Here is a 22,344-nt window from a genome sequence, read left to right on the forward strand (position 1 = left end):
GGCCAGTAGGCCAGTAGGCCAGGAAAATGACTAGTGCCTGTGAGAAACACCAATAATCATACTCGCGGGCCAAGCCCCGTGGGCAGGACTCGCCTTTCGCAGGGCCTGATCACCATCAGCAATGGTTGCCCGCAACCATGAGGGAACGAGATGATGGAGCCATCCAGGCAACTCATGACAGTAGGGAACATTACCGCTCTTCAGGACACGCTTAAGCAGCTATCAGGATATGGCTGGTCGATCCACCATGCCGATAATACGCAGGAAGCGATGGAGTTATTGAACAGGAAAGCCTGCAGGGTCGGGTTGGCCGCCATCGACGCTTCAACATCCTCGCTTCCCCTGGAGGCCGATACCAGGCCCGGCTTGTCGCAGGTCCAGTGGGTGGCGATCATCGAGCGGGATCTGTTGCAGCACGACAAGGCTCGCGACCTGATCTACGGCGCCTGCTATGCCTACCAGGCCCACCCCCTCGATGCGAGACGACTCGATATCCTGCTGGAGAGTGCACTGGGCATTGAGAGCCTCCATGAAGCTCCCGCCATCCCGACGCTTTCCTGTCCGGACGACGACTACCACATGGTCGGCGAGAGCCCGGTGATGCAACAGCTCTACCGAACCATCCACAAGGTGGCCGCTGCCGAGGCGCCCGTACTGATCACCGGGGAGTCCGGTACGGGGAAGGAGCTCACGGCCCGTGCCATCCACGCCCATTCATCGCGATGCCATGGCCCCTTCAACGTCGTCAATTGTGGGGCTCTACCTTCCGGCCTCATCCAGTCCGAACTCTTCGGCCATGAGAAGGGAGCCTTCACCGGCGCAAGCCAACGCAAGATAGGCATCATCGAGAGCTCACAGGAAGGCACGCTCTTTCTCGACGAGATCGGCGACCTGCCTCTGGACATGCAAGTGAACCTGCTTCGCTTCCTGGAAAACCTCAAGGTATTCCGCGTCGGTGGACTCCAGGAGATTCCCGTCGATGTCAGAGTCCTGGCCGCCACCCATGTCGACCTCGAGAGGGCAGTGGAAAGGGGAGAGTTCCGCGAGGATCTTTATCACCGGCTCAATGTGCTTCAAGTCAGGACACCGGCGCTGAGGGAGCATCCAGAAGACATCGAGCCACTTGCCCGCTTCTTCTTCCAGAAGTTCTCTGCGGAAAAGCCATCTCGGGTCCGTGGGTTCAGCCGCGACTGTGCGGTGGTGATGCGGCAGCACCCCTGGACGGGGAACATACGCGAACTGGTCAACCGGGTCCGGCGCTCCATGGTCATGTGCGAAAATCGGCTGATCATACCCTCCGACATGGGGCTGGAACGACGCCAATGCCTTTCCCGGGATGCCGATACCCTGCAGCAGGTCCGCGACATGGCAGAGTCCGACGCCATCCGGGCCGCCCTGGCACGCAACAAGCACAAAGTGCTGCATGCAGCGCGGGAACTGGGCGTTTCACGGGTCACCCTGTACCGACTCCTCGAGAAGCACGGCATCGACAAGAACGGAGGTACGGTTGATGGAAAAGCGGTTGATCCATCGACATCCAGATTCGTTCAACTAACCTCAACATGATGGATGGGGCGCGCAGCGGCCTACTGATAAGCCCCATTCATATCAGGAGGTTGAACAGGTACATGCCTCTCCGGGGCGGACGAGGCACTACTCCAGCAAGAAGAACAGGAAGGGAACCATGAGCTCAAGAGCCAAGAAGATCCTCTACACGACCGGCATGCTATCGGTGATCGGCTGCACGCCCGTTCTGGCCCAGCAGACGGCACAGGATACGCAGATCCAACCGGTTGGCCAGGAGCCCGAGGAGCAGGAAGCCCGACCAGAGATACAGTCCATCGCCGAATATGGCGGCGTCCTGACACCCAAGGGCAGGCTGGTACTGGAGCCGGAATTCCAGTACTCCCACGAGAGCATCAACCGCATGACGTTCGAGGGTGTGGAGGTATTGAGCACACTGCTGATCGGGGTGTTCACTGCACAGGATGTCGACCGGGACAACTATACGGCCTCGCTGACCGGCCGGCTGGGCTTTACCGATCGCCTGGAACTCGAGATGAAGGTGCCCTATGTCTATCGGGACGAGTCGAACCGGGTCACAGTCTCCGAAGTCGACCCCGACTTCACCCTGGATCGCGAGTTATCCAACGATGCGCTAGGCGATGTCGAACTGGCCGCTCACTACCAGTTTAACCGTGGCCTTGATGGCATGCCCTACTTCATCGGCAACCTTCGCTACAAGAGCACCACCGGGGAAGGGCCCTTCGATATCCGCCGCAACAGCGCCGGTACGCCACTGGAACTCTCCACCGGCACCGGCTTCCACTCCATCGAGCCCAGCATCACCATGCTGCTTCCCTCCGCGCCGGCCGTCTACTTTGCCAACCTGGGCTATGTCTTCCACTTGGAGGATGATGTCAACCAGCAAGTGACCCAAGATGATGAAGACCTGTTCATCGGAGATGTGGATCCTGGGGATGCCGTGCGACTGAGCTTCGGCATGGCCTATTCCATCAACCCGAGAACCTCCTTCACGCTGGGGTACAAGAACGACTTCATTGGAAAGACCGATACCGAATATGTCAACAACAGTGACGGCACTATCACTCGCGTCAGTTCCAATACCCTGAACGTCGGCTCCCTGCTGCTGGGCTGGTCCTACCAGCTGAATCAGGATGTCTCAGTCAACCTGGGGCTGGAACTCGGCATTACCGATGACGCCCCGGACACGACCCTGACCCTTCGCATGCCCATCGGCATGGATGTCTTCTAACCAAGCCTTATTCTAAACCAAGCCCATAAACTACGACGGCTGCCAAATCGGCAGCCGTCTTACTTAGTTTCCATAAAAATTTCAAACAGCCTGAGTTATATCAGCGCAGGATACCCGAGAAGGAATCAACAATGGCTGCCCGCTGCTTGGCTGCCCTCAGTGCCCCGACATTGTTGAGCCGAACGTCGATATCGATCCGCTGCTGGATATCCCGCCCGGAGGCGTTGCTCACCACACCACTGACGATCGCGTTTCGCGTGATATTGTGCAGGGCTGCCGTGAACCCCTTGGTATCGCTCAGTGTCACGCCGGAAAAGTCAGCCAGGCCCGAGAGATCGACACTGCCAGGAGTCATGTCGGTGACCGATAACCCAGTACCTGCCCCAACCTGAGTGGCCGCGCCCGCTGGGTTCTGGAATGTCTGGGAAACGATATCCGTTCCCGCCTTCGTGAAGTTCACCACCGACACCAGTTCGATACTGTTGTCGATCATCGTCTGCAGCCTGGCGCCGAAATCCACATCGAGCCCACCGATATTGAAGCCCGCCCGCATCTGATCGAGTTCCGCCTCGGCGATAACGGTTCCTCGATGGAAGTCATCCCTAGTCGAAGACGGTAACGACACCGACGGATAGAGCCTCGCTGGTTCCTGAGCGCTCACGTACTGTCCCCATTGGCCATTGAGCGGTGGGTCGTATTCTGCCACGGAGGCCGCCTGAGTTCCGGCAGTTACCAGCACCAGCATAGCGCCGACCCAGCGCACGCTGCCTTGCCTACGCATCATCCTGGCTCGAGATGGCATCTTCATATCTCCTCATCACCGGCCCATCTCATTCCTGGCGGGCAGGGTCAGCAGGCTGGCACCGATACTGGAGCGGTTCACGCCTCTCGCCAGCGGTGAATCGGGGCGTACGGCCCAATCCTGCTCGTGGTTGAAGTGGTTACGGGCAATCTCGATCTCCTCACGTGCCCCCAGAACCGTGCCGTTCCACAGGGACTCGAAATGCTCCCTCGGCACCACCTGGGTGCCTGCCGCGGGGTCGCCCACCAGAATATTGTCGTCATCGATGCCCTTGACGACGACGAAATGCTTGTATCCCCCGGTGTCCACCATGGTGATGGCTGGCACCCCGATTCGGATAAAGTCATCCAGGCTGATCCTGAACCCATCGGCATTGAGCCCCTGGGCATCCAGGTAACGCTTCATGTCCAGCATGGAGAAACCATGGCGCTGAATCTGTTCGGCATCCCCGGCACGGATCATGCTCTCGAAGACCTCTGCCTCGGTGGTCTCACGCTGATAGTGGAAGGTCAGCAGGGTTGCGACGGACGCGGAGCCACAGCTGAAGTCATACTGCTGCCGGATCACCCTGTCCCAGCCCTTCTCCTGCAGGCTCTTGGCCTCGACCTGAAAGCTGCCGAAACGATTGGCAATGGCCACCTGACCAGCATGGGCGACCCCGATGCTACCCATGAGAACGAGTGACGCCATGCCGCAGCAGAGTTGCCTGGTCAGTTTCATGGCAAGTCTTCCCCTGGCTGGAAAATTGCGGATCCGAACCTTTCAAGGCTCAATTGGCGATGAACACGCTGATACCTACGGCATTGTTGATGGAATTCCCGTTGCCTGTCACCGCGCTGAAGATTCCCGTACCGCTATAGCTTCCCAGCGCGTCGGGGGCGAAGCTGATGTTGCCCGAGACCATATCCCCACCGATATCGAAGGAGGTATCCGTTACCGAGGCTTTCATGTTCTGAACGCTTTTTACCGACGTAAGGTTGACGATCGCTTCCCCTTCCCTGGCTCGCGCCTTGCCCATCTCCTCCGGGTCCATCCTTTCCATCGCGGCAAAGCCTTCCGCTTGGTGCAAGTTGCGCTCCTCTGCTTGGCTCTGTGACGTCCCGAGGGTCAGCAGCACCATGGAGAACGTGATCGCGATCAACGACTGAAGAGGGCGAGACTGAGTGGAACAAACTGGTCTGACTGATGACACCTTCATGGCCTTGACTCCCGGTCTCTTGTCCATAGGGACAGTTCACCAAGGGAGCCGGTGGAGTTGCCCCCACCAGCTCCCGGCTCACGCGAGCGCGTCATGCGCTCTAGATCATCAGTTGCCGATGCTCACGTTGCTGTGGGCCGCGACGTTGGTGCCAGCCACCTGGGAGTTGTAGAGGCCGGTGGACACGTTCATGTTGTTGATGCCACCGAACACCCCGGCGCCAACGGAGACGTTGGCCGCACCGGTAGCCAGGCTGGCTGCCCCACCGTTGCCGCCGTTGCCGCCTGCTCCGCCGTTGCCGGCATAGGCATAGGCATCACCGGTGGTGGCAGTGCCACCGCCGCCGCCGCCGCCATTGCCGTTGCCGCCGTTGCCGGCCATGGCGCCAGCATCGCCACCGGAACCCCCGGCTCCGGCTGTGGCCGAACCAGTACCAGTACCATCACCAGTACCAGTGCCGGTTCCAGCACCTCCGTCACCGGCGCTTGCAGTGGCGGTGGCGGCAGAGTCGGCCGCAGCGTCCTGCGTGGAATCGAAGCTCCCCGTGGAGTCATCATCGGAGAAGTCATCATCGATGGCTCCGATACCCGCCATGTTACCGGCGCCAGCCCCTGACGAAGAACCAGCACCTGCGCTAGAGCTTCCGCCTTGGCCGGCACCAGTCCCCATGCCAGCTCCAAGACCGATACCGCCGGCATCGCCGCCCGAGGCATCAGTTCCGGTGGAAGCGGTAGCACCACCGCCGGTGCCACCGTTCCCGTTGCCGCCGGCGCCACCAACACCGATTCCCACATTGGCGGAAAGTGCACCGCCTCCTTGTCCACCGTTAGCACCAGCAGCACCGCCACCACCACTGATATTGATGGAAGAACCAGTGATGTTGGAGTTCATTTCCTGCAGAGAGATGACGCTGGTAGAGGTGTTATAGGACTCGCTCATGGCCCAGGCATCGCCGCCACGGCCAACCGAGCCGCCGTTGCCACCGGTGCCGGTCCCGGCACCATAGCCGCCGGTGCCACCATTGGCCCCGATGGATTCGTCATCGTTGGAGTCGTCGTTGTTAGTGCCTCCATTGGCATTTCCACCAAAGCCCCAGCCGGTACCAGCACCACCATTGGCATTACCGCTGTTGCCGCCGACCGCCGTGGCGTTGGAATCCACTTGCTGGTCGACTTCATCGGCGAAGCCTGCGCTCGGGTTGGCATGCGCCGTGGAGATGGCCATTACCATGGCCAGCAGAGGGGTACCCGCTACTACAAGATACTTTTTCATGATCATGTCTCCATTTGTTGTGTCTGCTGCAGCCTGCGAACTCGCGCCATCGTCCTAAGCGTTCATTCTGGACCCTTGAATGACGCATCCTGCTCGCAGTCACCAACCAATGAGCATGATCCATGCCAGTTGAGAAACCACTGGATGTAATCGACTGTAAAAGCGGGAAATTTATAAAAGCCGGATACTTACCATAGGGTAGAGACATCGTCATGTCGTTTTGTAACTGAACGGTTAGTGCCTCATTTATGAAACATTAAACTGGCAAGAAAGCCTGGCATGCCGGAAATTCAATTCAGAAACAGAGCATTACCGATAGCACGTGAAGTGAATCGGCAGCGTTACAGTCAGGCATCGATAACAGCACCAGACCGACTGGCAGCCGGCTGGCCGCTCCCCATTGCTGCCGTTATGCTGGAGTTGGTGCACTGCAGCAGCCAACCGTGCCGAGGAGCAAAGATGAGCGTGAGACGACGGATCGACCTGGCCCTGCAGGGCGGGGGGGCACACGGCGCCTTCACCTGGGGGGTGATGGACCGCCTGCTCGAGGACGAGCGCATCGAGATCGAGGGCATCAGCGGGACCAGTGCCGGCGCCATGAACGGCGTGGTGATGGCTGATGCCCTGACCCGCGGCGACGAATCCACCGCTCGCGTGGCCCTGCTTGACTTCTGGCGGGCGGTCAGCCGGGCGGGCATGACGAGCCCCGTGCGCCGCACCCCGCTGGACGTGCTTACCGGGAACTGGAGCCTCGACTACTCCCCGGGCTACATCGCGCTGGACCTGATGAGTCGGCTGGTCTCGCCGTATCACTTCAATCCCTTCAACTTCAATCCGTTGCGCGATATCGTCGACGAACGGGTCGACTTCGAGCGGGTCCGAGCCTGCGAGGACCTAAAGCTCTTCGTCACCGCCACCAACGTGCGCAGCGGCAAGCAGCGGATCTTCTCCCGCGAGGAGATGAGCCTCGATGCGGTCATGGCCTCGGCCTGCCTGCCCACGGTCTTCCAGGCGGTGGAGATCGACGGCGAGGCCTACTGGGATGGCGGTTACATGGGCAATCCCTCGCTCTCGCCGTTGCTGCACGACTGCACGGCGGGGGACATCCTGGTGGTACAGATCACTCCCATGCATCGCCAGGAGCTACCGACCAGCGCCGCGGACATCCTGAACCGCCTCAACGAGATCACCTTCAATGCCGCCCTGATCAAGGAGGTGCGCACGATCGTGATGCTACAGAAGCTTCTCGGCGAGCATGACATCGACATCGGCTGCTACGGGCAAGCCCGGCTCCACCACCTCAGCGGCGACGAGCCCCTGTCGCACCTCTCCGTCTCCAGCAAGCTCAACGCCGAGTGGGCCTTCCTCTGCCACCTGCATGAGCTGGGGCGCGAGACCACCGAGGCCTGGCTCGCGGAGCACTTCGACGATCTTGGCCAGCGCTCCACCCTGGACGTGGAACGCATCTTCCAGGAGGTCGAGGCGACTCGCTGAGTCAGCGTTGAGGGTCCACCGCAACATTGCGTTGCCGCATGCCCGGGCACCGTCCATGCTCGGAACAGGAGGGCACCTTGCCGTCCCGAAGGTATCCAACCAGGCAGGGCCACAGCAGAGGAGGTGAACGTCGCATCGAGCGGGACGACACCGCGGGGCTCCTGTCACGTCGCTGACATCGAGCGCCGGCAGTGTCGACACTATGACGACAAGGAGAACTGCGCCGATGGTACGCATCGACAAGAAGGCCACCCGGCTCTACGTGCTGGACACCAATGTCCTGATCCACGACCCCGCCGCCCTCTACCAGTTCGACGAGCACGAGGTGGTCATTCCCATGACCGTGCTCGAGGAGCTCGACAAGCACAAGAACGGCATTCGCGAGATCGCCCGCACCGCCCGCCAGGTCAGCCGCACCCTGTCCGAACTCACCGCCAACGTCGATATCGACCAGATCCGCGACGGCATTCCCATCCCCCGCCTCACCGGCCCCGAGGGTCGACTGCGCCTGCTCTGCTACACCGACCTGAAAGCGCTGGATCCGCTAGAGGAGAGCCCCGACAACCGTCTCCTGGCCGAGACCTGTCGACTGCGCGACGAGCGACCGGACGCCTCGGTGATCCTGGTAACCAAGGACATCAACCTGCGGGTCAAGGCGGCCGCGCTGGGCGTCCCGGTGGAGGACTACCTCACCGATCGCGCCTTCGACGACAGCGACGCCATGATCGACGGCGCCCGCATCTACCCCGATGCCGGCCACGACGGCAGCGGGCTCTGGGACAGCCTGGCGGTGGACGTCAAGGTCGAGCGCCAGGACCACAGGGTCGTCTACCGCCTGGCCGGCGACATCCCCCGCGAATGGCACCTCGGCATGCTGGTCTCCGACAGCGACAACGGTGCCAGCTTCGAGGCCATCGTACGCGAGGCGGGGCCGAAACACGCCCACCTAGAGCTGCTCACCAACTACCGTCACGGCACCAGCGTCTGGGGGGTCCACGCCCACGACAGCCGGCAGAACTTCACCCTTAACCTGCTGATGGACGACGACATCGACCTGGTGACCATCGCCGGCAGCGCAGGCACCGGCAAGACCTTCATGACCCTGGCCGCGGCCTTCCAGCAGACCCTGGACACCAAGCGCTTCGAGCGCATCGTCTTCACCCGGGCGCCGATCACCATGAGCGAGGATATCGGCTTCCTGCCGGGCACCGAGGAGGAGAAGATGTCGCCCTGGATGGGGGCCTTTCATGACAACATGGACAACCTGCTGCGGGACGAGCACGACGGCAGCAGCACCTGGAACCAGGACGCCACCCGCCAGCTGCTCGGCTCGCGGGTGCAGATCCGCGCGCCCGGCTTCATGCGCGGGCGCACGCTGAACGACACCTTCCTGATCATCGACGAGGCGCAGAACTTCACGCCCAAGCAGCTCAAGTCCCTGATCACCCGGGCCGGCCGCAACACCAAGATCGTCTGCCTGGGCAACGTCGGCCAGATCGACACACCGTATCTGACCGCCAACACCTGCGGCATGGCGGCGGTGGTCCAGCACTTCCGCGACTGGCCCCATGCCGGGCATGTGACCCTCAAGAGCGTGGAGCGCTCGCGACTCGCCCTGGCCGGCGAAGAACTGCTCTAGCAGACGTCAAAGGGCCGGTGCCTCACGCCCCGGCCCTTCGCTCCTTCCCGGCTTGCCTTGTGGCGTCAGGAGCCGCGGTTGACGGCCTTCTCGATCAGCGCCTCGCTCTCGCTGCCGGGGCCCTTCTTGAGCACGGTCTGGGCCTCGTGCCAGAGGCAGATGAAGCGGTGGCAGGAGGCGCAGTGCACCTGGTCATCGGGGTTCTTCACCTGGGAGACCCGCATCAGGTGGCTGCCGCAGCTCGGACAGGCGACCGGCAGGCGAAAGTCTTCCGACAGGGACATGGCAATGCTCCTCGTGTTGCATGGTGGATGGTGGATGGTGGATGGTGGATGGTGTCCATCCTGCCGTTATCGAGCGCGATTCGCCAGCCGCCCGCCCCTCATCGCGGGGCATCCTCGCGGCTCCGGGGGTAGCCCGGCGATTCGGCCAGTCGGTTGCGTCCCTCGTGCTTGGCCCGGTAGAGCGCCTGGTCGGCCTGGGAGAGTGCCAGGTCCACGCTGCCCTCCGGTGGCAGCACCGCCAGCCCCAGGCTCACCGTGATCCGCAGCGTGGTGTCCGCCACCTCGAGCTCGATCGCCTCCACCGCGGCGCGCAGGCGGTCGAGCACTCCCCAGGCCTCCTCGGGCGAGCTGTCCACCAGCATGACGGCAAACTCCTCGCCGCCGATGCGGGCGAAAAGGTCATAGGGACGCAGACTGTCACGACAGGTCATGGCGAAGGTCTGCAGGGCCAGGTCACCGACGGCATGGCCATGGGTGTCGTTGAGGCGCTTGAAGTGGTCGATATCGAGCATCGCCATGGGCACCGAGCGGCCCTGGCGAGCGGCATGGGCGCGCACGGCCTCGCCGAAGTCGAAGAAGGCCCGGCGATTGAGCGCCCCGGTGAGCATGTCGGTGCTGACCAGCCGCTGGGTGCGCTGCTCCTCCTGCTTGCGCGGGGTGATGTCGATCAGCAGGCCGTCCCACAGGGTGGTGCCGTCACGCCGGCGCGAGGGGCTGGCCCGGCCCTCGATCCAGCGGACGCCGTCGGCCGTCTCGAGGCGAAACTCCAGCCACCAGGCCTCCTGGCTCACCGCCGACTGGGCCAGGGAGGTGGTCAGGGCTTCCCGGTCCTCGGGCTGGATCCGCTCCAGCAGCGTGTCGGCGCGCTCCATCACCGCGCTTGGTGGCAGGCCCGCCAGCGCGCGGAGCCCGTCGCCGATATAGAGGAAGTCGAGCCCACCCCGGGCTTCCTGGCGGAGCTGGAAGACCACTCCCGGGAGCCGCGACAGTGTCCCCTGGAGACGCTCCAGCAGGGCATGGTCATGAAGGGCCTTCTGACGCAGTTCCGTGATGTCGTGGAGGGTCACCAGCAGCCGAAGAGGCTCGCCCCGCCCCCCCTCAAGGGGCTGGAAGACACCATCCTGGTGGATCAGCCGGCCGTCGGCCCGGCGACACATCAGCACGCCCCGCCAGGAACGGCGGCGCGCGACACAGTGGGCTAGCGCATGGCTGATGTCGCCGTGCAGCGGGTCCACGTCCAGGCAGGTGATGCGGCGACCGACCAGGGCATCGGCCGGATGGCCGCTATGCTCCTCGAAGCCCGGATTGACGCGCAGGATGACCCCGTGGGCATCGGTGAGCACGACGAGGCCCGGGAAGCAGCCCAGCAGCACATCGGCCAGCGGCGTCTGCTCCCCCCAGTGCGATCTCCATGTTCGCCACTTGTCCCTGATTATTGCCATGCCCCGCACCCTGGGGATCCCCGCATCGGTTTCGGAAGGGGGGCCTCCTGCCCCATCCCCCTACCCTACCCCAGGATGGCAAATGGCACATGGAAAAATGACGATGTCGGGATCCGTCTAGAGTTTCAATCGATCCGCCACGTAATCGGCGTCCTTGTCGCCACGGCCCGAGAGGTTGACCAGGATATGCTGGTCGGCCGGGAGGGTCGGTGCCACGCGCATGGCCCAGGCCACGGCGTGGGCACTCTCCAGGGCCGGGATGATGCCCTCGACCCGCGACAGCGTCAGGAAAGCCTCCAGGCACGCGTCGTCGCCGGCGCTCTGGTAGTCCACCCGGCCCAGCTCCTTGAGGTAGCTGTGCTGGGGCCCCACCCCCGGGTAGTCGAGCCCCGAGGCGATGGAGTGCACCGGCATGGGGTGGCCGGCCTCGTCCTCCAGCACGTAGCAGGCCATGCCGTGGATCTCGCCGGGCCTGCCCAGGGTCAGGGTCGCCGAGTGACGCGGGGTGTCGAGCCCCTCGCCGGCGGGCTCCACGCCCACCAGGTGCACGTCTTCATCCTCCAGGAAGGCGGTGAACATGCCGATGGCGTTGGAGCCGCCCCCCACGCAGGCGGTGACATGGTCGGGCAGCCGACCGTGGCGCCCCAGGAACTGCTCGCGGGCCTCGCGGCCGATGATCGACTGGAAGTCACGAACCATCTTCGGGAAGGGATGCGGCCCCACCACCGAGCCGATGGCATAGATGAAGTGCTGCGGGTCCTTGAGGTATTCCTCGAAGGCGCTGTCCACGGCATCCTTGAGGGTCGCCGTGCCGCGGGTCACCGGGATCAGGGTGGCCCCCAGGATCTTCATCTTGGTGACGTTGGGGTGCTCCTTCTCGATGTCCACCTGCCCCATATGGATCTCGCAGGGGATGCCCACCAGGGCACAGGCGGTGGCCAGGGCCACGCCGTGCTGGCCGGCGCCGGTCTCGGCGATCACCTTGGTTTTGCCCATGAACTTGGCCAGCAGCGCTTCGCCCAGGCAGTGATTGATCTTGTGTGCGCCGGTGTGGTTGAGGTCCTCGCGCTTGAGATGGATCTGGGCGCCGCCCAGCTGCTCGGAGAGCCGCCGGGCATGGAAGATCGGGCTGGGGCGGCCCACATAGTCGGCGAAGAGGCTGGCCAGTTCGGTGCGGAAATCCTCGCGGACGCGAATCTCCTCATAGGCGGCGTCGATCTCGTCCATCACCGCCTTGAGCTCGGGCGGGATCAGCTGGCCGCCGAAACGGCCGAAATAGCCCTGGGCATCGGGGAGGTTGGCGAAGGGGGAAGTGCTCATGGTCTCGGTCCTGACGGCATGCAGAATAACGATTTGCCATCCTGCCCCGCCCTCCCGACGCTGTCGAGGCGACCTTCGCCGAAGCCTCAGGCCGCCAGCCAGAGCCCGAGGTTGAGCAGTGCCAGGCTGCCCAGCAGCAGGGCGACATTGAGCCCCAGCCACGGCAGCAGCGGCGCGGGGTCACCGGGCGACACCTCGGCAGGCAGCCGCCAGAGCCCCACCGCCAGTCGCAGCGCCGCGGGGGCGGCCAGCCACATCAGCATGGCCCAGGCGGGCAGCCAACCAACCAGCCAGGCCAGCGGGACCACCGCGAAGGCGGCGAGCACCAGGAGCGCCACCAGACGCGCCGCACGCTTCGGCCCCAGCACGATGGCCAGATGGTGGCGCCCAGCCCGGCGGTCAGGCTCGATATCCGGCAGCTGGTTGGCCAGCAGCAGGGCGCTGACCATCAGGGTCGGCACCAGCGAGGCGGCCAGGGCCGTGACGGAGAAGGCCCCGGTGAGCGCCTGGTTTGCGCCCACCACCATCAGGGTGCCGAAACCGACCCCCGGCGCGGCCAGGCAGAGCCAGGGGCGACGGGTCAGCCAGCCGGTGTAGGCCACCACCAGCGCCATGCCGAGCAGCCCGTAGAGCAGCATGACCGGGCCCGAGCGCCACAGGCACCAGGCGCCGATGGCCACCACCCCGGCCAGGCAGGCGAAAGCGGCGCGCCGCACTGCCTCCGCCACCGCGGGGTGCCGGGGCAGCGAGCCGCTGCCACCCGAGAAGGGCGTGCGAACGGTGGTGGCATCCAGGCCGCTGACGAAGTCGTGATGCTCGTTGAACAGGTTCACCGCGGCGTGGGCCAGCAGGGCGGCGAGCAGTACCAGCAGGATCGCCTGCCCTTCCGGGGCGTGGCCATCCTGCCAGGCGGTGGTCACCGCCAGGCCCGCACAGAGCGGCGAGAGCACCAGGAAGTTCGGGCGCGCACTCCGCCAGCAGGCGAGCAGCCCGGAGGTCGGGGACGTGGTGGCCGTCATGGGGCGGGCGACCCGGTTCAGCGGGCGAGCCGCTCGGCGAGCCAGCGCCCGATATCACCGATCTGCTGCGGACAGAGCGCGTGGGCCATGGGATAGCGGCGATAATGCGCCGGATAGCCCAGCGATTCGACCTTCTCGTAGCCCGCCTTGCCCAACGACTCGGGGACCACCGGATCGAAGCTGCCGTGGTGCACCTCGACGGGCAGGCCACGGTTGGCCTCGGAGAGCGTGATGCTGTCGGCCGTGGCGAAGTAGGTGGAGAGGGCCAGCAGGCCGCCCAGCGGTGCCTCGAAGGAGAGGGCCGCCTGGTAGGCCACCGCCCCGCCCTGGGAGAAGCCCGCCAGGATGATGCGACGACTGTCGATGCCGTGCTCGATCTGTTCCCGCACCAGGGCCTGGATGCGCTCGGCGGAGGCCATCAGCTGGGGCTCGTCGATCTGGCGGTCGAGGCTCATCTCCTTGATGTCGTACCAGGCCGGCATGACCATGCCGCCGTTGATGGTCACCGGCAGGCGTGGCGCATGGGGCAGGATGAAGCGCACGCCGGCATCGTCGGGCAGGGGCAGCGCCGGCACCAGCGGTTCGAAGTCATGGCCGTCGGCGCCCAGGCCATGGAGGATGAAGACGCAGGCGTCCGCGGACTTGCCGTTTCTCGGCTCGATGATCAGTTCGCCGGGGTGATTCATGGGATCGTCTCCAGGGCCGCTCAGGGGTTCGCTCAAAGGTCGATACCCTACCGCAAACGCCGCCCGGCGGCGACCGCGCTCAGAAGGGCCAGATCAGCGGGATCAGGGCCAGGGCCACCGCGGCGGTCAGCAGATTCAGGAGCCCGCCGAGGCGCAGGAAGTCACCGAAGCGGTAGCCACCGGGGCCGAAGACCATCAGGTTGGTCTGGTAGCCGATGGGCGTCAGGAAGCTGGCCGAGGCGGCGAACATCACCACGACCACATAGGGCATGGGGCTCACGCCAAGGTTCTCGGCGCTGGCCATGACCACCGGGAAGGTGATCACCGCGGCGGCGTTGTTGGTGACCAGCGAGGTCAGCAGGGTCACCAGCACATAGACCGCGACCAGCAGCAGCCAGGGATTGCCGTCGGCGAGCCCCAGGGCCAGGTCGGCCAGGCTGGCCGCTGCCCCCGAGCTTTCCAGCGCCGCACCGAGGCCGAAGGAGGCGGCGATGGTCAGCAGCACCTGGGTGTCCAGCCCCCGCTTGGCCGCCCCCACCGTGCAGCAGCCGGTACCCAGCGCCAGGGCCGCGCCCAGCATGGCGGCGTTCATCATGCTCATCACGCCCAGGGTGGCCAGCAGCACCACGCCGGCCAGGATGCCCCAGGCCAGCCCGGCCTTCTCGTGGACCGGGCGGGCCGAGCCGTTGACCTTGCTGATCAGCAGGAAGTCGCGCGACTGGCGATGCCGCTCGATGAAGGGCGGGCGCGCCTCCAGCAGCAGCACGTCGGCGGGCTGCAGGCGGATCTGGCCGAGGTTGCCGGCGACCCGCTCGCCGCCGCGGCACACCGCCAGCACGGCGGCACCATAAAGGGTCCGGAAGTGGCCGTCGCGAATGCGCCGGCCGATGAACTGGCACTGGTCGGAGACCACAGCCTCCACCAGGCGGCGCTCCTTGAAGTCCTTCTCGAGGCTCGACGCGCCCTGACGCGTCGGCACCAGGCCGCGGATCTGCTGCAGCTCCACGGCCCCCTCGCTGGTACCGGCGAAGACCAGCCGGTCGCCACCCTTGAGTCGCTCGCCCGGCCCCACCACGCTGACGATGTTGCCCTCGCGCTCGATTTCCACCAGGAACAGCTCCTGGAGGTGGCGCAGCCCGGCCTCCTCCACGGTGCGATCGACCAGCGGGCCGCCGGCGTCCACCTCCATCTCGATGGTGAACTCGCGGGGGTTCTCGAAGGCCGCCTCCGCCCCGCGCCGCGCCGGCAGCAGCCGCGGCCCCAGCAGGACCAGGTAGGCCAGGCCCACCATCGCCACCGGCACGCCCACCCAGGCGATGTCGAACAGCCCCATGGCCAGGGACGGGTCGCGATCGATCAGCAGGCCATGCACGACCAGGTTGGTGCTGGTGCCGAATAGGGTGATGGTGCCGCCGAGGATCGAGGCGAAACTGAGCGGCATCAGCAGGCGATGCGCCGGCACGGAGACGCGCCGGCTCCAGCTCAGCACGGCCGGGATGAAGGTCGCCACCACGGGGGTGTTGTTGAGAAAGCCGCTCAACGAGGCCACCGGCAGCAGCAGGCGCACCAGCGCCCGCCCCTCGCTGCGGGGACGCCCCAGCACATGGCGGATGATCAGGTCGATGCCGCCGGTCTCGCGGATGCTGGTGACCAACACATACATGAAGGCCACGGTGAACAGGCCCGTGCTGGAGAAGCCCGCCAGCGCCTGGCCGGGGTCGATCACCCCCAGTGTCAGCAGCAGGATCACCGCCCCGAGCAGCACGATGTCGGGACCCACGCGCGAGAAGGCCATCAGCGGGAAGACGGCGATGACGACGGCGAGAGAGAGCCAGGCATCCAGCGGCATGGGCAGATCCGGTAACGACAGGGAAAGGCCCCATTGTGACCGCCACCGGTTATTCTAAAAAGTTATTTTTAGAAATCTTACTATACTTAATTGGAATATTGGAGCCAGTGGCCCCACAACGAGAAAAGCCCGCTTTCGCGGGCCTTTCTCACCTGCCGTGAGGCAGTCACATCAGGGTCGGTCGACGTTCAGCCGATGACCTGGATGTTGGAAGCCTGGAGGCCTTTCTTGCCCTGGGTGACGTCGAAGGAGACCTTCTGACCGTCCTGCAGGGACTTGAAGCCTTCGGCCTTGATCTCGGAGAAGTGAGCGAACAGGTCGTCACCGTTGTCGTCCGGAGAAATGAAGCCGAAGCCCTTGGTGTCGTTGAACCACTTGACGGTACCGGTAGCCATTATCGAATTCCTCGAATAGCGTTAGATTGTGCCGGGAAATACCCGAGTTGCAGTGGGTAAAACAAGAAACTTTCACCGGGAAATCGACGCCATGAGCTTTCGATGACCACCTGCGATGTTCCACTTGCTAACCAACTGCGAGCATAGTGCGCCGTTGCCGGACGCAGGTCAAACACTATTTACCGTGGATGACAGGAATATTGCCACCCATGTGACCGTCCACCAGAAAGCGCCTGGACACGCCCGACCCGGCTGGCCGGATCACCGTTACGTCCGAATGCCCATCTCCATGTCGCCATCGACAGCAAGGGAAGCCGCATCGGCAACACCTGCCCCGTCACGACAATGGCAGGCCTTGGCCTGCCATTGTCGTGACACGAGAGGGGAAGCGCCCGTTACGCCCCGCCGAGGATCCAGCCCGCGGCCTTCTCGGCGATCATCAACGTCGGCGAGTTGGTATTGCCGCTGGTAATGGTGGGCATGACGCCTGCGTCCACCACGCGCAGCCCCGCCACCCCGCGCACCCGCAGGTGAGCGTCCACCACCGCCATGGGGTCGTCATCGCGGCCCATCTTGGTGGTGCCCACCGGGTGGAAGATGGTGGTGCCGATATCCCCCGCCAGGCGGGCCAGGTCATCGTCGCTCTGGTACGCCAGGCCGGGCTTGACCTCCTCGGGCGAATACCTCGCGAAGGCCGGCTGCTCGGCGATGCGCCGCGTGACCCGCAGCGAGTCCGCCGCCACCTTGCGATCCTCGGGGGTGCTCAGGTAGTTGGGGGCGATGGCCGGGGCCTGGCGCGGGTCGGCGCTCTTGATACGCACCGTGCCGCGGCTAGTCGGGTTGAGGTTGCACACGCTCGCCGTGATCGCGGGGAAGTCGTGCAGCGGCTGGCCGAAGGCCTCCAGGCTCAGCGGCTGGACGTGGTACTCGATGTTGGGGTGCGCGTACTCGTCGGAGCTGCGCGTGAAGGCACACAGCTGCGAGGGCGCCATGCTCATGGGGCCGGAGCGCTTGAGCAGGTACTCGAGCCCGATGCCCGCCTTGCCGACCAGCGAGTTGGCCATGGTGTTGAGGGTCCTGGCGCCCTTCACCCGATACACCGAACGGATCTGCAGGTGGTCCTGCAGGTTTTCGCCGACCCCCGGCAGGTCATGGACCACCGGGATGTCGCGCTCGCGCAGCAGGTCGCCCGGGCCGATGCCGGAGAGCTGCAGCAGCTGGGGCGAGCCGATGGCGCCGGCGGAGAGGATCACCTCGCGGCCGGCCTGTACCGTGATCGCCTTCCCGCCGCGCTCGACGCGCACGCCGGTGCAACGCGGCTGGCCGCCCCCGGCCTCGCCTCCTCGCTCCAGCTCGAGCCCCAGCACCTGGGTGGAGTGCCACAGGGTCAGGTTGTCGCGCTTCTCGGCCCCGCGCAGGAAGGCCTTGGAGGTGTTCCAGCGCCAGCCCGAACGCTGGTTGACCTCGAAGTAGTCGACTCCCTCGTTGTCGCCGCGGTTGAAGTCGCGGGTCCGCGGGATGCCGGCCTCCACGGCCGCGGTGGCGAAGTCGTCGAGCACCTGCCACTTGAGGCGCTGCTTTTCCACCCGCCACTCGCCGCCGTGGCCATGGTAGTCGCGGTGGGCAGCGTCGGCATCGCCGCCGGCATCCAGGCGGTGGTGGTCCTCGTGCTTCATGAAGTCGGGCAGGCAGTTCTCCCAGCGCCAGGCGTCGTCGCCGGTGGCCTCGGCCCAGCCGTCGTAGTCGCGTGACTGGCCGCGGATATAGAGCATGCCGTTGATGCTGGAGCAGCCGCCCAGGGTCTTGCCGCGGGGATAGATCAGCGACCGGCCGTTGAGGCCGGGGTCGGCCTCGGTGCGGAAGCACCAGTCGGTCCGCGGGTTGTTGATGCAGTAGAGGTAGCCCACCGGGATGTGGATCCAGTGGTAGTTGTCGCGCCCGCCCGCCTCGATCAGCAGCACCCGGTTGGCCGGGTCCGCGCTCAGGCGGTTGGCCAGCAGGCAGCCGGCGGTGCCGGCGCCCACCACGATATAGTCGAATTCTTGTTCAGCCATGGCGTGCTCTCAAGTCGCAAGAGGCGCGCGGCTTACCCGTCGACAGCGCCCCCTCGCAACGCTGTCGACGGCGTCTCTCGCCCGCGCGATGGTAGTCAGTCTTATTTATGCGTCGGCATGGCGAATTCTGAGCCACCATGTATGGAGTCCGACCAGCGCTGCATGATCGACTTCTGCTTGGTGTAGAAGCGCACGCCCTCCTCGCCGTAGGCGTGGGTGTCGCCGAACAGCGAGCGCTTCCAGCCACCGAAGCCGTGCCAGGCCATGGGCACCGGGATCGGCACGTTGATGCCCACCATGCCGACCTGGATGCGACGCCCGAACTCGCGGGCCACGCTGCCGCTTTCGGTGAAGCAGCTCACGCCGTTGCCGAACTCGTGGTCGTTGATCAGCTGGATGGCGGTGGCGATGTCGGGCACCCGCACGCAGGCCAGCACCGGGCCGAAGATCTCCTCCTTGTAGATGGTCATCTCCGGGGTGACGTGGTCGAACAGCGAGCCGCCCATCCAGAAGCCCTCGGCGCAATCGTCGCCGGTCGCGGCAACATCGAAGTCACGGCCGTCGACGACCAGCTCGGCCCCCTCGCTCACACCCTTCTCGATATAGCCGGTGATGCGCTGGTGAGCCTGGGCGGTGACGATGGGCCCCATCTCGGCATCCAGCTCCAGGCCGTTCTTGACCTTCAGGCTGCGCGCCCGCTCGGCCAGGCGCGGCACCAGCTCGTCGGCCACGTCACCCACCAGCACCGCCACGCTGATCGCCATGCAGCGCTCGCCGGCACTGCCGTAGGCGGCGCCGATCAGCGCATCCACGGCCTTGTCGAGGTCGGCATCGGGCATCACCACCATGTGGTTCTTGGCGCCGCCCAGGGCCTGGACGCGCTTGCCGTGGCGGGCACCCCGCTCGTAGATCAGGTTGGCGATCGGCGTGGAGCCGACAAAGGAGAGCGCCTTGACGTCGGGGTGGTCGAGGAGCGCCTCGACGCTCTCCTTGTCGCCCTGCACCACGTTGAAGACACCATCCGGCAGCCCCGCCTGCTTGAGCAGGTCGGCAATCAGCAGCGAGGCGCTGGGGTCCAGCGGGCTCGGCTTGAGGATGAAGCTGTTGCCGCAGGCGATGGCCACCGGGAACATCCACATCGGCACCATGGCCGGGAAGTTGAAGGGGGTGACGCCGGCGACCACGCCCAGCGGCTGGCGCAGGGTCCAGTTGTCGATGCCGGTGCTGACCTGCTCGGTATAGTCGCCCTTGAGCAGCTGCGGGATGCCGCAGGCGAACTCGACGATGTCGATGCCGCGCGCCACCTCGCCCTGGGCATCGGTGAACACCTTGCCATGCTCCAGGGTGATCGCCCGCGCCAGGTCATCCTTGTGCTCATTAAGCAGCTGGAGAAACTTGAACATCACCCGGGCGCGGCGGATCGGCGGAGTATCGGCCCAGGCCGGGAAGGCGGCCTTGGCGGCATCGACGGCCGTGGCCACATCGGCCTGGGAGGCCAGGGCCACCTGGCCGGTCACCTGGCCGGTAGCCGGGTTGGTCACGGCCTGGTGCTGGCCTGACTCGCCGGCTGACATTTGCCCGTTGATATAATGCTGGATGCTGGTGGTGCTCATGGCGGCCTCGTCTCGTCGTTGTCGTAATCGGGGAGGGACGTCCGTTGTCGGGGGTGGGGCGTGACAGAAGCGACCCCATTGCCACCTAGACTAGCCCCATCGTCACCAGGATCAATTGAGTAATTCAAAACCAGCATATAAGTTTGGCTGATATCACTCCACCGAGGAGACGACACCGTGCAGGACCTCCAGACCCTGCGAGCCTTCGTCACCGTGGCCCGGGAAGGCAGCGTCTCCCGCGCCGCCGAGCGCCTGCACCTGACCCAGCCCGCGGTGAGCCTGAAGCTCAAGCAGTTCCAGGCGGGCCTCGGCCTCACGCTGTTCCAGCGCCGCCCCCAGGGGCTGGAGCTCAGCGCCGACGGTCGCGCGCTGCTTCCCGCCGCCGAGAAGGCGCTGGCGGCCATGGCCGCCTTCGAGCAGAACGCCCGGGCCCTGCACAGCACGCTGCGTGGCCGACTGAAGATCGGCACCATCGTCGACCCGGAGTTCATCCGCCTGGGGGCCTTCCTGCGACGCCTGGTGGAGCGCGCCCCGCAGCTCGAGACCGAACTGCACCACGGCATGAGCGGCACCGTGCTGGAGTGGGTGCGGCGCGGCGAGCTGGACGTCGGCTTCTTCCTGGCGCCGCCCGGCGAGGGGCCGGGTGTTGCGGAGATTGCCCACTGCGAGCTCACCCACTTCGACTACCACGTGATCGCCCCGGCCGGCTGGGGCAGCCGCCTGGCCGGCGCCGACTGGCCCCGGCTCGCCACCCTGCCGTGGATCACCACCCCCGAAGAGTCGGCCCATCACCGCCTCCTGCACGGCGTGCTCGACCCACTGGGCATCGTGCCCAATGGCGTGGCCCAGGTGGACCAGGAGGCCTGCATGCTCGACCTGGTGCGCGCCGGCGTGGGCCTCAGCCTGGCCCGCGACGCCCTGGCCATGGCCGAGCGCCAGGAGCGCGGCCTGGTGGTCGCCGAGGGCGTGCGCCTGCCCTGCGCGCTCAGCTTCGTCTGGCGCCGTGACCGCGGCGAGGAGGCGGTGATCACCGAGGCGCTGGAGGTGCTCACCGGCGTCTGGGGGGCGCTGGCACCATGACACCACACCACGGGAAAGGAGCGCCCTGATGGCCGACCTCGAGATGCCCCAGCTCGTCCTGATCGGGCTCATCTTCGTCTGGAGCGGGTTCGTGCGTACCAGCCTGGGCTTCGGAGGCGCCTTGCTGTCGCTCCCCTTCCTGCTGCTGGTGCTCGACGAGCCGCTGGTCTTCCTGCCGATCATCGCCGTGCACCTGATGATCTTCTCCAGCTGGATCGCCTGGCGCGGCCACCGGCAGCTGGTGGCCGACAACGGCGGCCAGGCGCCAGCCGAGAGCAACATCGACTGGAGCTACCTGCTCAAGGCGATGAAGGTGATGATCATCCCCAAGCTGATCGGGGTGGTCGGCCTGCTGACCCTGCCGGGCAACGTCCTGACCAGCATCATCTTCGTGATCGTGATGGTCTATGCGGCCGGCTACCTGCTCGACAAGCCCTTTCGCAGCCACAACCGGGTAGTGGACGCGGTGCTGCTGGCGCTGGGCGGCTATGTCAGCGGCACCTCGCTGATCGGCGCTCCGCTGATCGTCGCGGTCTTCGCCACCCACGTCGCTGCCCATCAGCTGCGCGATACCCTCTTCGTGCTGTGGTTCATCCTGGTGCTGATCAAGATGGTCTCCTTCGTGATCGCCGGCGTCGACCTGCAGCTCATCCACCACCTGTGGCTGCTGCCCTGCGCCCTGGTCGGCCACCTGCTGGGCGAGCGCGCCCACCGGCACATGCTCGCCAGCCACACCAACCTCTATTTCCGGGTGCTCGGCGGGGTGCTCATCCTGGTCAGCGTGATGGGGCTCGTCAGTTCGGCGGGGTAACCGCACACGTCGAGGGCGCGGCGCGAATCAATCGCGCCGGGCCCTCTCCATGACGGCGTCATGCGGTATAAGAGTATCGCCGGGGCGAAGCCCCGGCAGCGGGTCAGTCGTGCTCCACCTCGAGCAGCTCGCCGCCCCGGCTCCTGACCTCGAGCTCGCGGCCGTCGGCGTCAACCCCCTCGATCTCGACGCGGCCACCGCGGTCGACCTGGAGCTCCCCGAACTCGGTCATGCCCTCGGCCACGGCCAGCGCCATGGCGTCGCGCACCTCGGCCTCGGAGAGGCCCCAGGCGCCGTCGTCGCGACGCTTGCGCTCCTCCTCGAGGCTCTCACCGCTGGCCAGGTCGAAACTCACCTCGGCCTGCCACTCGTCGTCGAGCCAGCCCTCGACCTCAACGCGATCTCGACTCTTGACCTCGATCTCCTCATAGGTCTGGAAGCCGAACTCGCCGGCCTGGGCCAGCACCTCGTCGAGGCGCTCGGGGGCCAGGCGATCGCTATCGGCCTGGGCCAGGGTGGCGGCGCCCAGCAGGGCGGCCAGGGAAGCGGTCAGGATCATCTTGCGTTGCATGGGTCATTCCTCGTTCTGTGGGTGCCAGGCCATTACACG

The 22,344-nt window shown here is 65.4% G+C and carries 20 protein-coding genes; 6 read left to right on the forward strand and 14 right to left on the reverse strand.

Features of this window, described 5'->3' with window-relative positions; translation table 11 throughout:
- The first annotated feature begins 150 nt into the window (after positions 1-150).
- Together P8934_RS13610 and P8934_RS13615 are read left to right on the forward strand one after the other, a co-directional pair.
- Positions 151-1,566: a sigma-54 dependent transcriptional regulator gene (locus tag P8934_RS13610; protein ID WP_278031527.1), complete on the forward strand. Its 1,416-nt coding sequence runs from the start codon at positions 151-153 to the stop codon at positions 1,564-1,566.
- A gap of 118 nt (positions 1,567-1,684) precedes the next feature.
- On the forward strand, positions 1,685-2,776 hold the full coding sequence (locus P8934_RS13615; RefSeq protein WP_278031528.1) for a transporter: 1,092 nt from the start codon (positions 1,685-1,687) through the stop codon (positions 2,774-2,776).
- 100 nt (positions 2,777-2,876) lie between these two features.
- Here the strand turns inward: P8934_RS13615 and P8934_RS13620 are convergent, their stop codons facing one another.
- The 4 genes from P8934_RS13620 to P8934_RS13635 form a co-directional block, all read right to left on the reverse strand.
- Positions 2,877-3,578, reverse strand: coding sequence for a hypothetical protein (locus P8934_RS13620; RefSeq protein ID WP_278031529.1), 702 nt, complete (start codon positions 3,576-3,578; stop codon positions 2,877-2,879).
- Positions 3,579-3,593: 15 nt separating this feature from the next.
- Positions 3,594-4,298 carry a C39 family peptidase gene (locus tag P8934_RS13625; protein WP_278031530.1) on the reverse strand — a complete coding sequence of 235 codons (705 nt, stop codon included), beginning with the start codon at positions 4,296-4,298 and terminating at the stop codon, positions 3,594-3,596.
- A 49-nt stretch (positions 4,299-4,347) separates the two neighbouring features.
- Complete coding sequence (locus tag P8934_RS13630; protein WP_278031531.1) at positions 4,348-4,698, reverse strand: hypothetical protein; 351 nt, start codon at positions 4,696-4,698, stop codon at positions 4,348-4,350.
- A gap of 186 nt (positions 4,699-4,884) precedes the next feature.
- The gene (locus P8934_RS13635) at positions 4,885-6,048 is read right to left on the reverse strand and encodes a hypothetical protein (RefSeq protein WP_278031532.1); all 1,164 of its coding nucleotides are present in this window, start codon (positions 6,046-6,048) and stop codon (positions 4,885-4,887) included.
- A gap of 459 nt (positions 6,049-6,507) precedes the next feature.
- Here P8934_RS13635 and P8934_RS13640 point away from each other — a divergent pair, with 459 nt between their 5' ends.
- Positions 6,508-7,542 carry a patatin-like phospholipase family protein gene (locus P8934_RS13640; RefSeq protein ID WP_278031533.1) on the forward strand — a complete coding sequence of 345 codons (1,035 nt, stop codon included), beginning with the start codon at positions 6,508-6,510 and terminating at the stop codon, positions 7,540-7,542.
- A gap of 226 nt (positions 7,543-7,768) precedes the next feature.
- Positions 7,769-9,181 (forward strand): PhoH family protein, encoded by a 1,413-nt coding sequence (locus P8934_RS13645; protein ID WP_278031534.1) that lies wholly within the window; start codon positions 7,769-7,771, stop codon positions 9,179-9,181.
- A gap of 65 nt (positions 9,182-9,246) precedes the next feature.
- Here P8934_RS13645 and P8934_RS13650 read toward each other — a convergent pair whose 3' ends face one another.
- The 9 genes from P8934_RS13650 to P8934_RS13690 form a co-directional block, all read right to left on the reverse strand.
- The gene (locus P8934_RS13650; RefSeq protein WP_133635369.1) at positions 9,247-9,465 is read right to left on the reverse strand and encodes a hypothetical protein; all 219 of its coding nucleotides are present in this window, start codon (positions 9,463-9,465) and stop codon (positions 9,247-9,249) included.
- Positions 9,466-9,563: 98 nt separating this feature from the next.
- The gene (locus tag P8934_RS13655) at positions 9,564-10,907 is read right to left on the reverse strand and encodes a diguanylate cyclase (protein WP_278031535.1); all 1,344 of its coding nucleotides are present in this window, start codon (positions 10,905-10,907) and stop codon (positions 9,564-9,566) included.
- A 117-nt stretch (positions 10,908-11,024) separates the two neighbouring features.
- Positions 11,025-12,227, reverse strand: coding sequence for a tryptophan synthase subunit beta (trpB, locus tag P8934_RS13660; RefSeq protein WP_278031536.1), 1,203 nt, complete (start codon positions 12,225-12,227; stop codon positions 11,025-11,027).
- A gap of 86 nt (positions 12,228-12,313) precedes the next feature.
- Positions 12,314-13,246, reverse strand: coding sequence for a prenyltransferase (locus tag P8934_RS13665; protein WP_278031537.1), 933 nt, complete (start codon positions 13,244-13,246; stop codon positions 12,314-12,316).
- 17 nt (positions 13,247-13,263) lie between these two features.
- Positions 13,264-13,932, reverse strand: coding sequence for an alpha/beta fold hydrolase (locus P8934_RS13670; RefSeq protein WP_278031538.1), 669 nt, complete (start codon positions 13,930-13,932; stop codon positions 13,264-13,266).
- 79 nt (positions 13,933-14,011) lie between these two features.
- Positions 14,012-15,781, reverse strand: coding sequence for an SLC13 family permease (locus P8934_RS13675; protein ID WP_278031539.1), 1,770 nt, complete (start codon positions 15,779-15,781; stop codon positions 14,012-14,014).
- 188 nt (positions 15,782-15,969) lie between these two features.
- Positions 15,970-16,176, reverse strand: a complete 207-nt coding sequence (locus tag P8934_RS13680; RefSeq protein WP_040185674.1) for a cold-shock protein — start codon at positions 16,174-16,176, stop codon at positions 15,970-15,972.
- A gap of 395 nt (positions 16,177-16,571) precedes the next feature.
- Positions 16,572-18,230, reverse strand: a complete 1,659-nt coding sequence (locus tag P8934_RS13685) for a GMC family oxidoreductase N-terminal domain-containing protein (RefSeq protein WP_278031540.1) — start codon at positions 18,228-18,230, stop codon at positions 16,572-16,574.
- A 101-nt stretch (positions 18,231-18,331) separates the two neighbouring features.
- Positions 18,332-19,843: a CoA-acylating methylmalonate-semialdehyde dehydrogenase gene (locus P8934_RS13690; protein ID WP_278031541.1), complete on the reverse strand. Its 1,512-nt coding sequence runs from the start codon at positions 19,841-19,843 to the stop codon at positions 18,332-18,334.
- A gap of 177 nt (positions 19,844-20,020) precedes the next feature.
- On the opposite strand from P8934_RS13690, the gene P8934_RS13695 reads away from it, so the two are divergent.
- Both P8934_RS13695 and P8934_RS13700 read left to right on the forward strand, forming a co-directional pair.
- Positions 20,021-20,923: a LysR family transcriptional regulator gene (locus tag P8934_RS13695; RefSeq protein ID WP_278031542.1), complete on the forward strand. Its 903-nt coding sequence runs from the start codon at positions 20,021-20,023 to the stop codon at positions 20,921-20,923.
- Positions 20,924-20,951: 28 nt separating this feature from the next.
- A complete protein-coding gene (locus P8934_RS13700; RefSeq protein ID WP_278031543.1) occupies positions 20,952-21,734 on the forward strand; it encodes a TSUP family transporter in 783 nt (260 codons plus the stop codon).
- Positions 21,735-21,837: 103 nt separating this feature from the next.
- Here the strand turns inward: P8934_RS13700 and P8934_RS13705 are convergent, their stop codons facing one another.
- Positions 21,838-22,305, reverse strand: coding sequence for a PepSY domain-containing protein (locus P8934_RS13705; RefSeq protein ID WP_278031544.1), 468 nt, complete (start codon positions 22,303-22,305; stop codon positions 21,838-21,840).
- Positions 22,306-22,344 lie beyond the last annotated feature (39 nt).

The organism is Halomonas sp. CKK8, assembly GCF_029625235.1.
Classification (GTDB): domain Bacteria; phylum Pseudomonadota; class Gammaproteobacteria; order Pseudomonadales; family Halomonadaceae; genus Halomonas; species Halomonas ventosae.

Coding starts and splice junctions, on each gene's coding strand:
- P8934_RS13610 (WP_278031527.1), top strand. CDS start 151: ATGATGGAGCCATCCAGGCAACTCATGACAGTAGGGAACATTACCGCT.
- P8934_RS13615 (WP_278031528.1), top strand. CDS start 1,685: ATGAGCTCAAGAGCCAAGAAGATCCTCTACACGACCGGCATGCTATCG.
- P8934_RS13620 (WP_278031529.1), bottom strand. CDS start 3,578: ATGCCATCTCGAGCCAGGATGATGCGTAGGCAAGGCAGCGTGCGCTGG.
- P8934_RS13625 (WP_278031530.1), bottom strand. CDS start 4,298: ATGAAACTGACCAGGCAACTCTGCTGCGGCATGGCGTCACTCGTTCTC.
- P8934_RS13630 (WP_278031531.1), bottom strand. CDS start 4,698: ATGGTGCTGCTGACCCTCGGGACGTCACAGAGCCAAGCAGAGGAGCGC.
- P8934_RS13635 (WP_278031532.1), bottom strand. CDS start 6,048: ATGAAAAAGTATCTTGTAGTAGCGGGTACCCCTCTGCTGGCCATGGTA.
- P8934_RS13640 (WP_278031533.1), top strand. CDS start 6,508: ATGAGCGTGAGACGACGGATCGACCTGGCCCTGCAGGGCGGGGGGGCA.
- P8934_RS13645 (WP_278031534.1), top strand. CDS start 7,769: ATGGTACGCATCGACAAGAAGGCCACCCGGCTCTACGTGCTGGACACC.
- P8934_RS13650 (WP_133635369.1), bottom strand. CDS start 9,465: ATGTCCCTGTCGGAAGACTTTCGCCTGCCGGTCGCCTGTCCGAGCTGC.
- P8934_RS13655 (WP_278031535.1), bottom strand. CDS start 10,907: ATGGCAATAATCAGGGACAAGTGGCGAACATGGAGATCGCACTGGGGG.
- trpB (WP_278031536.1), bottom strand. CDS start 12,227: ATGAGCACTTCCCCCTTCGCCAACCTCCCCGATGCCCAGGGCTATTTC.
- P8934_RS13665 (WP_278031537.1), bottom strand. CDS start 13,246: ATGACGGCCACCACGTCCCCGACCTCCGGGCTGCTCGCCTGCTGGCGG.
- P8934_RS13670 (WP_278031538.1), bottom strand. CDS start 13,932: ATGAATCACCCCGGCGAACTGATCATCGAGCCGAGAAACGGCAAGTCC.
- P8934_RS13675 (WP_278031539.1), bottom strand. CDS start 15,781: ATGCCGCTGGATGCCTGGCTCTCTCTCGCCGTCGTCATCGCCGTCTTC.
- P8934_RS13680 (WP_040185674.1), bottom strand. CDS start 16,176: ATGGCTACCGGTACCGTCAAGTGGTTCAACGACACCAAGGGCTTCGGC.
- P8934_RS13685 (WP_278031540.1), bottom strand. CDS start 18,230: ATGGCTGAACAAGAATTCGACTATATCGTGGTGGGCGCCGGCACCGCC.
- P8934_RS13690 (WP_278031541.1), bottom strand. CDS start 19,843: ATGAGCACCACCAGCATCCAGCATTATATCAACGGGCAAATGTCAGCC.
- P8934_RS13700 (WP_278031543.1), top strand. CDS start 20,952: ATGGCCGACCTCGAGATGCCCCAGCTCGTCCTGATCGGGCTCATCTTC.
- P8934_RS13705 (WP_278031544.1), bottom strand. CDS start 22,305: ATGCAACGCAAGATGATCCTGACCGCTTCCCTGGCCGCCCTGCTGGGC.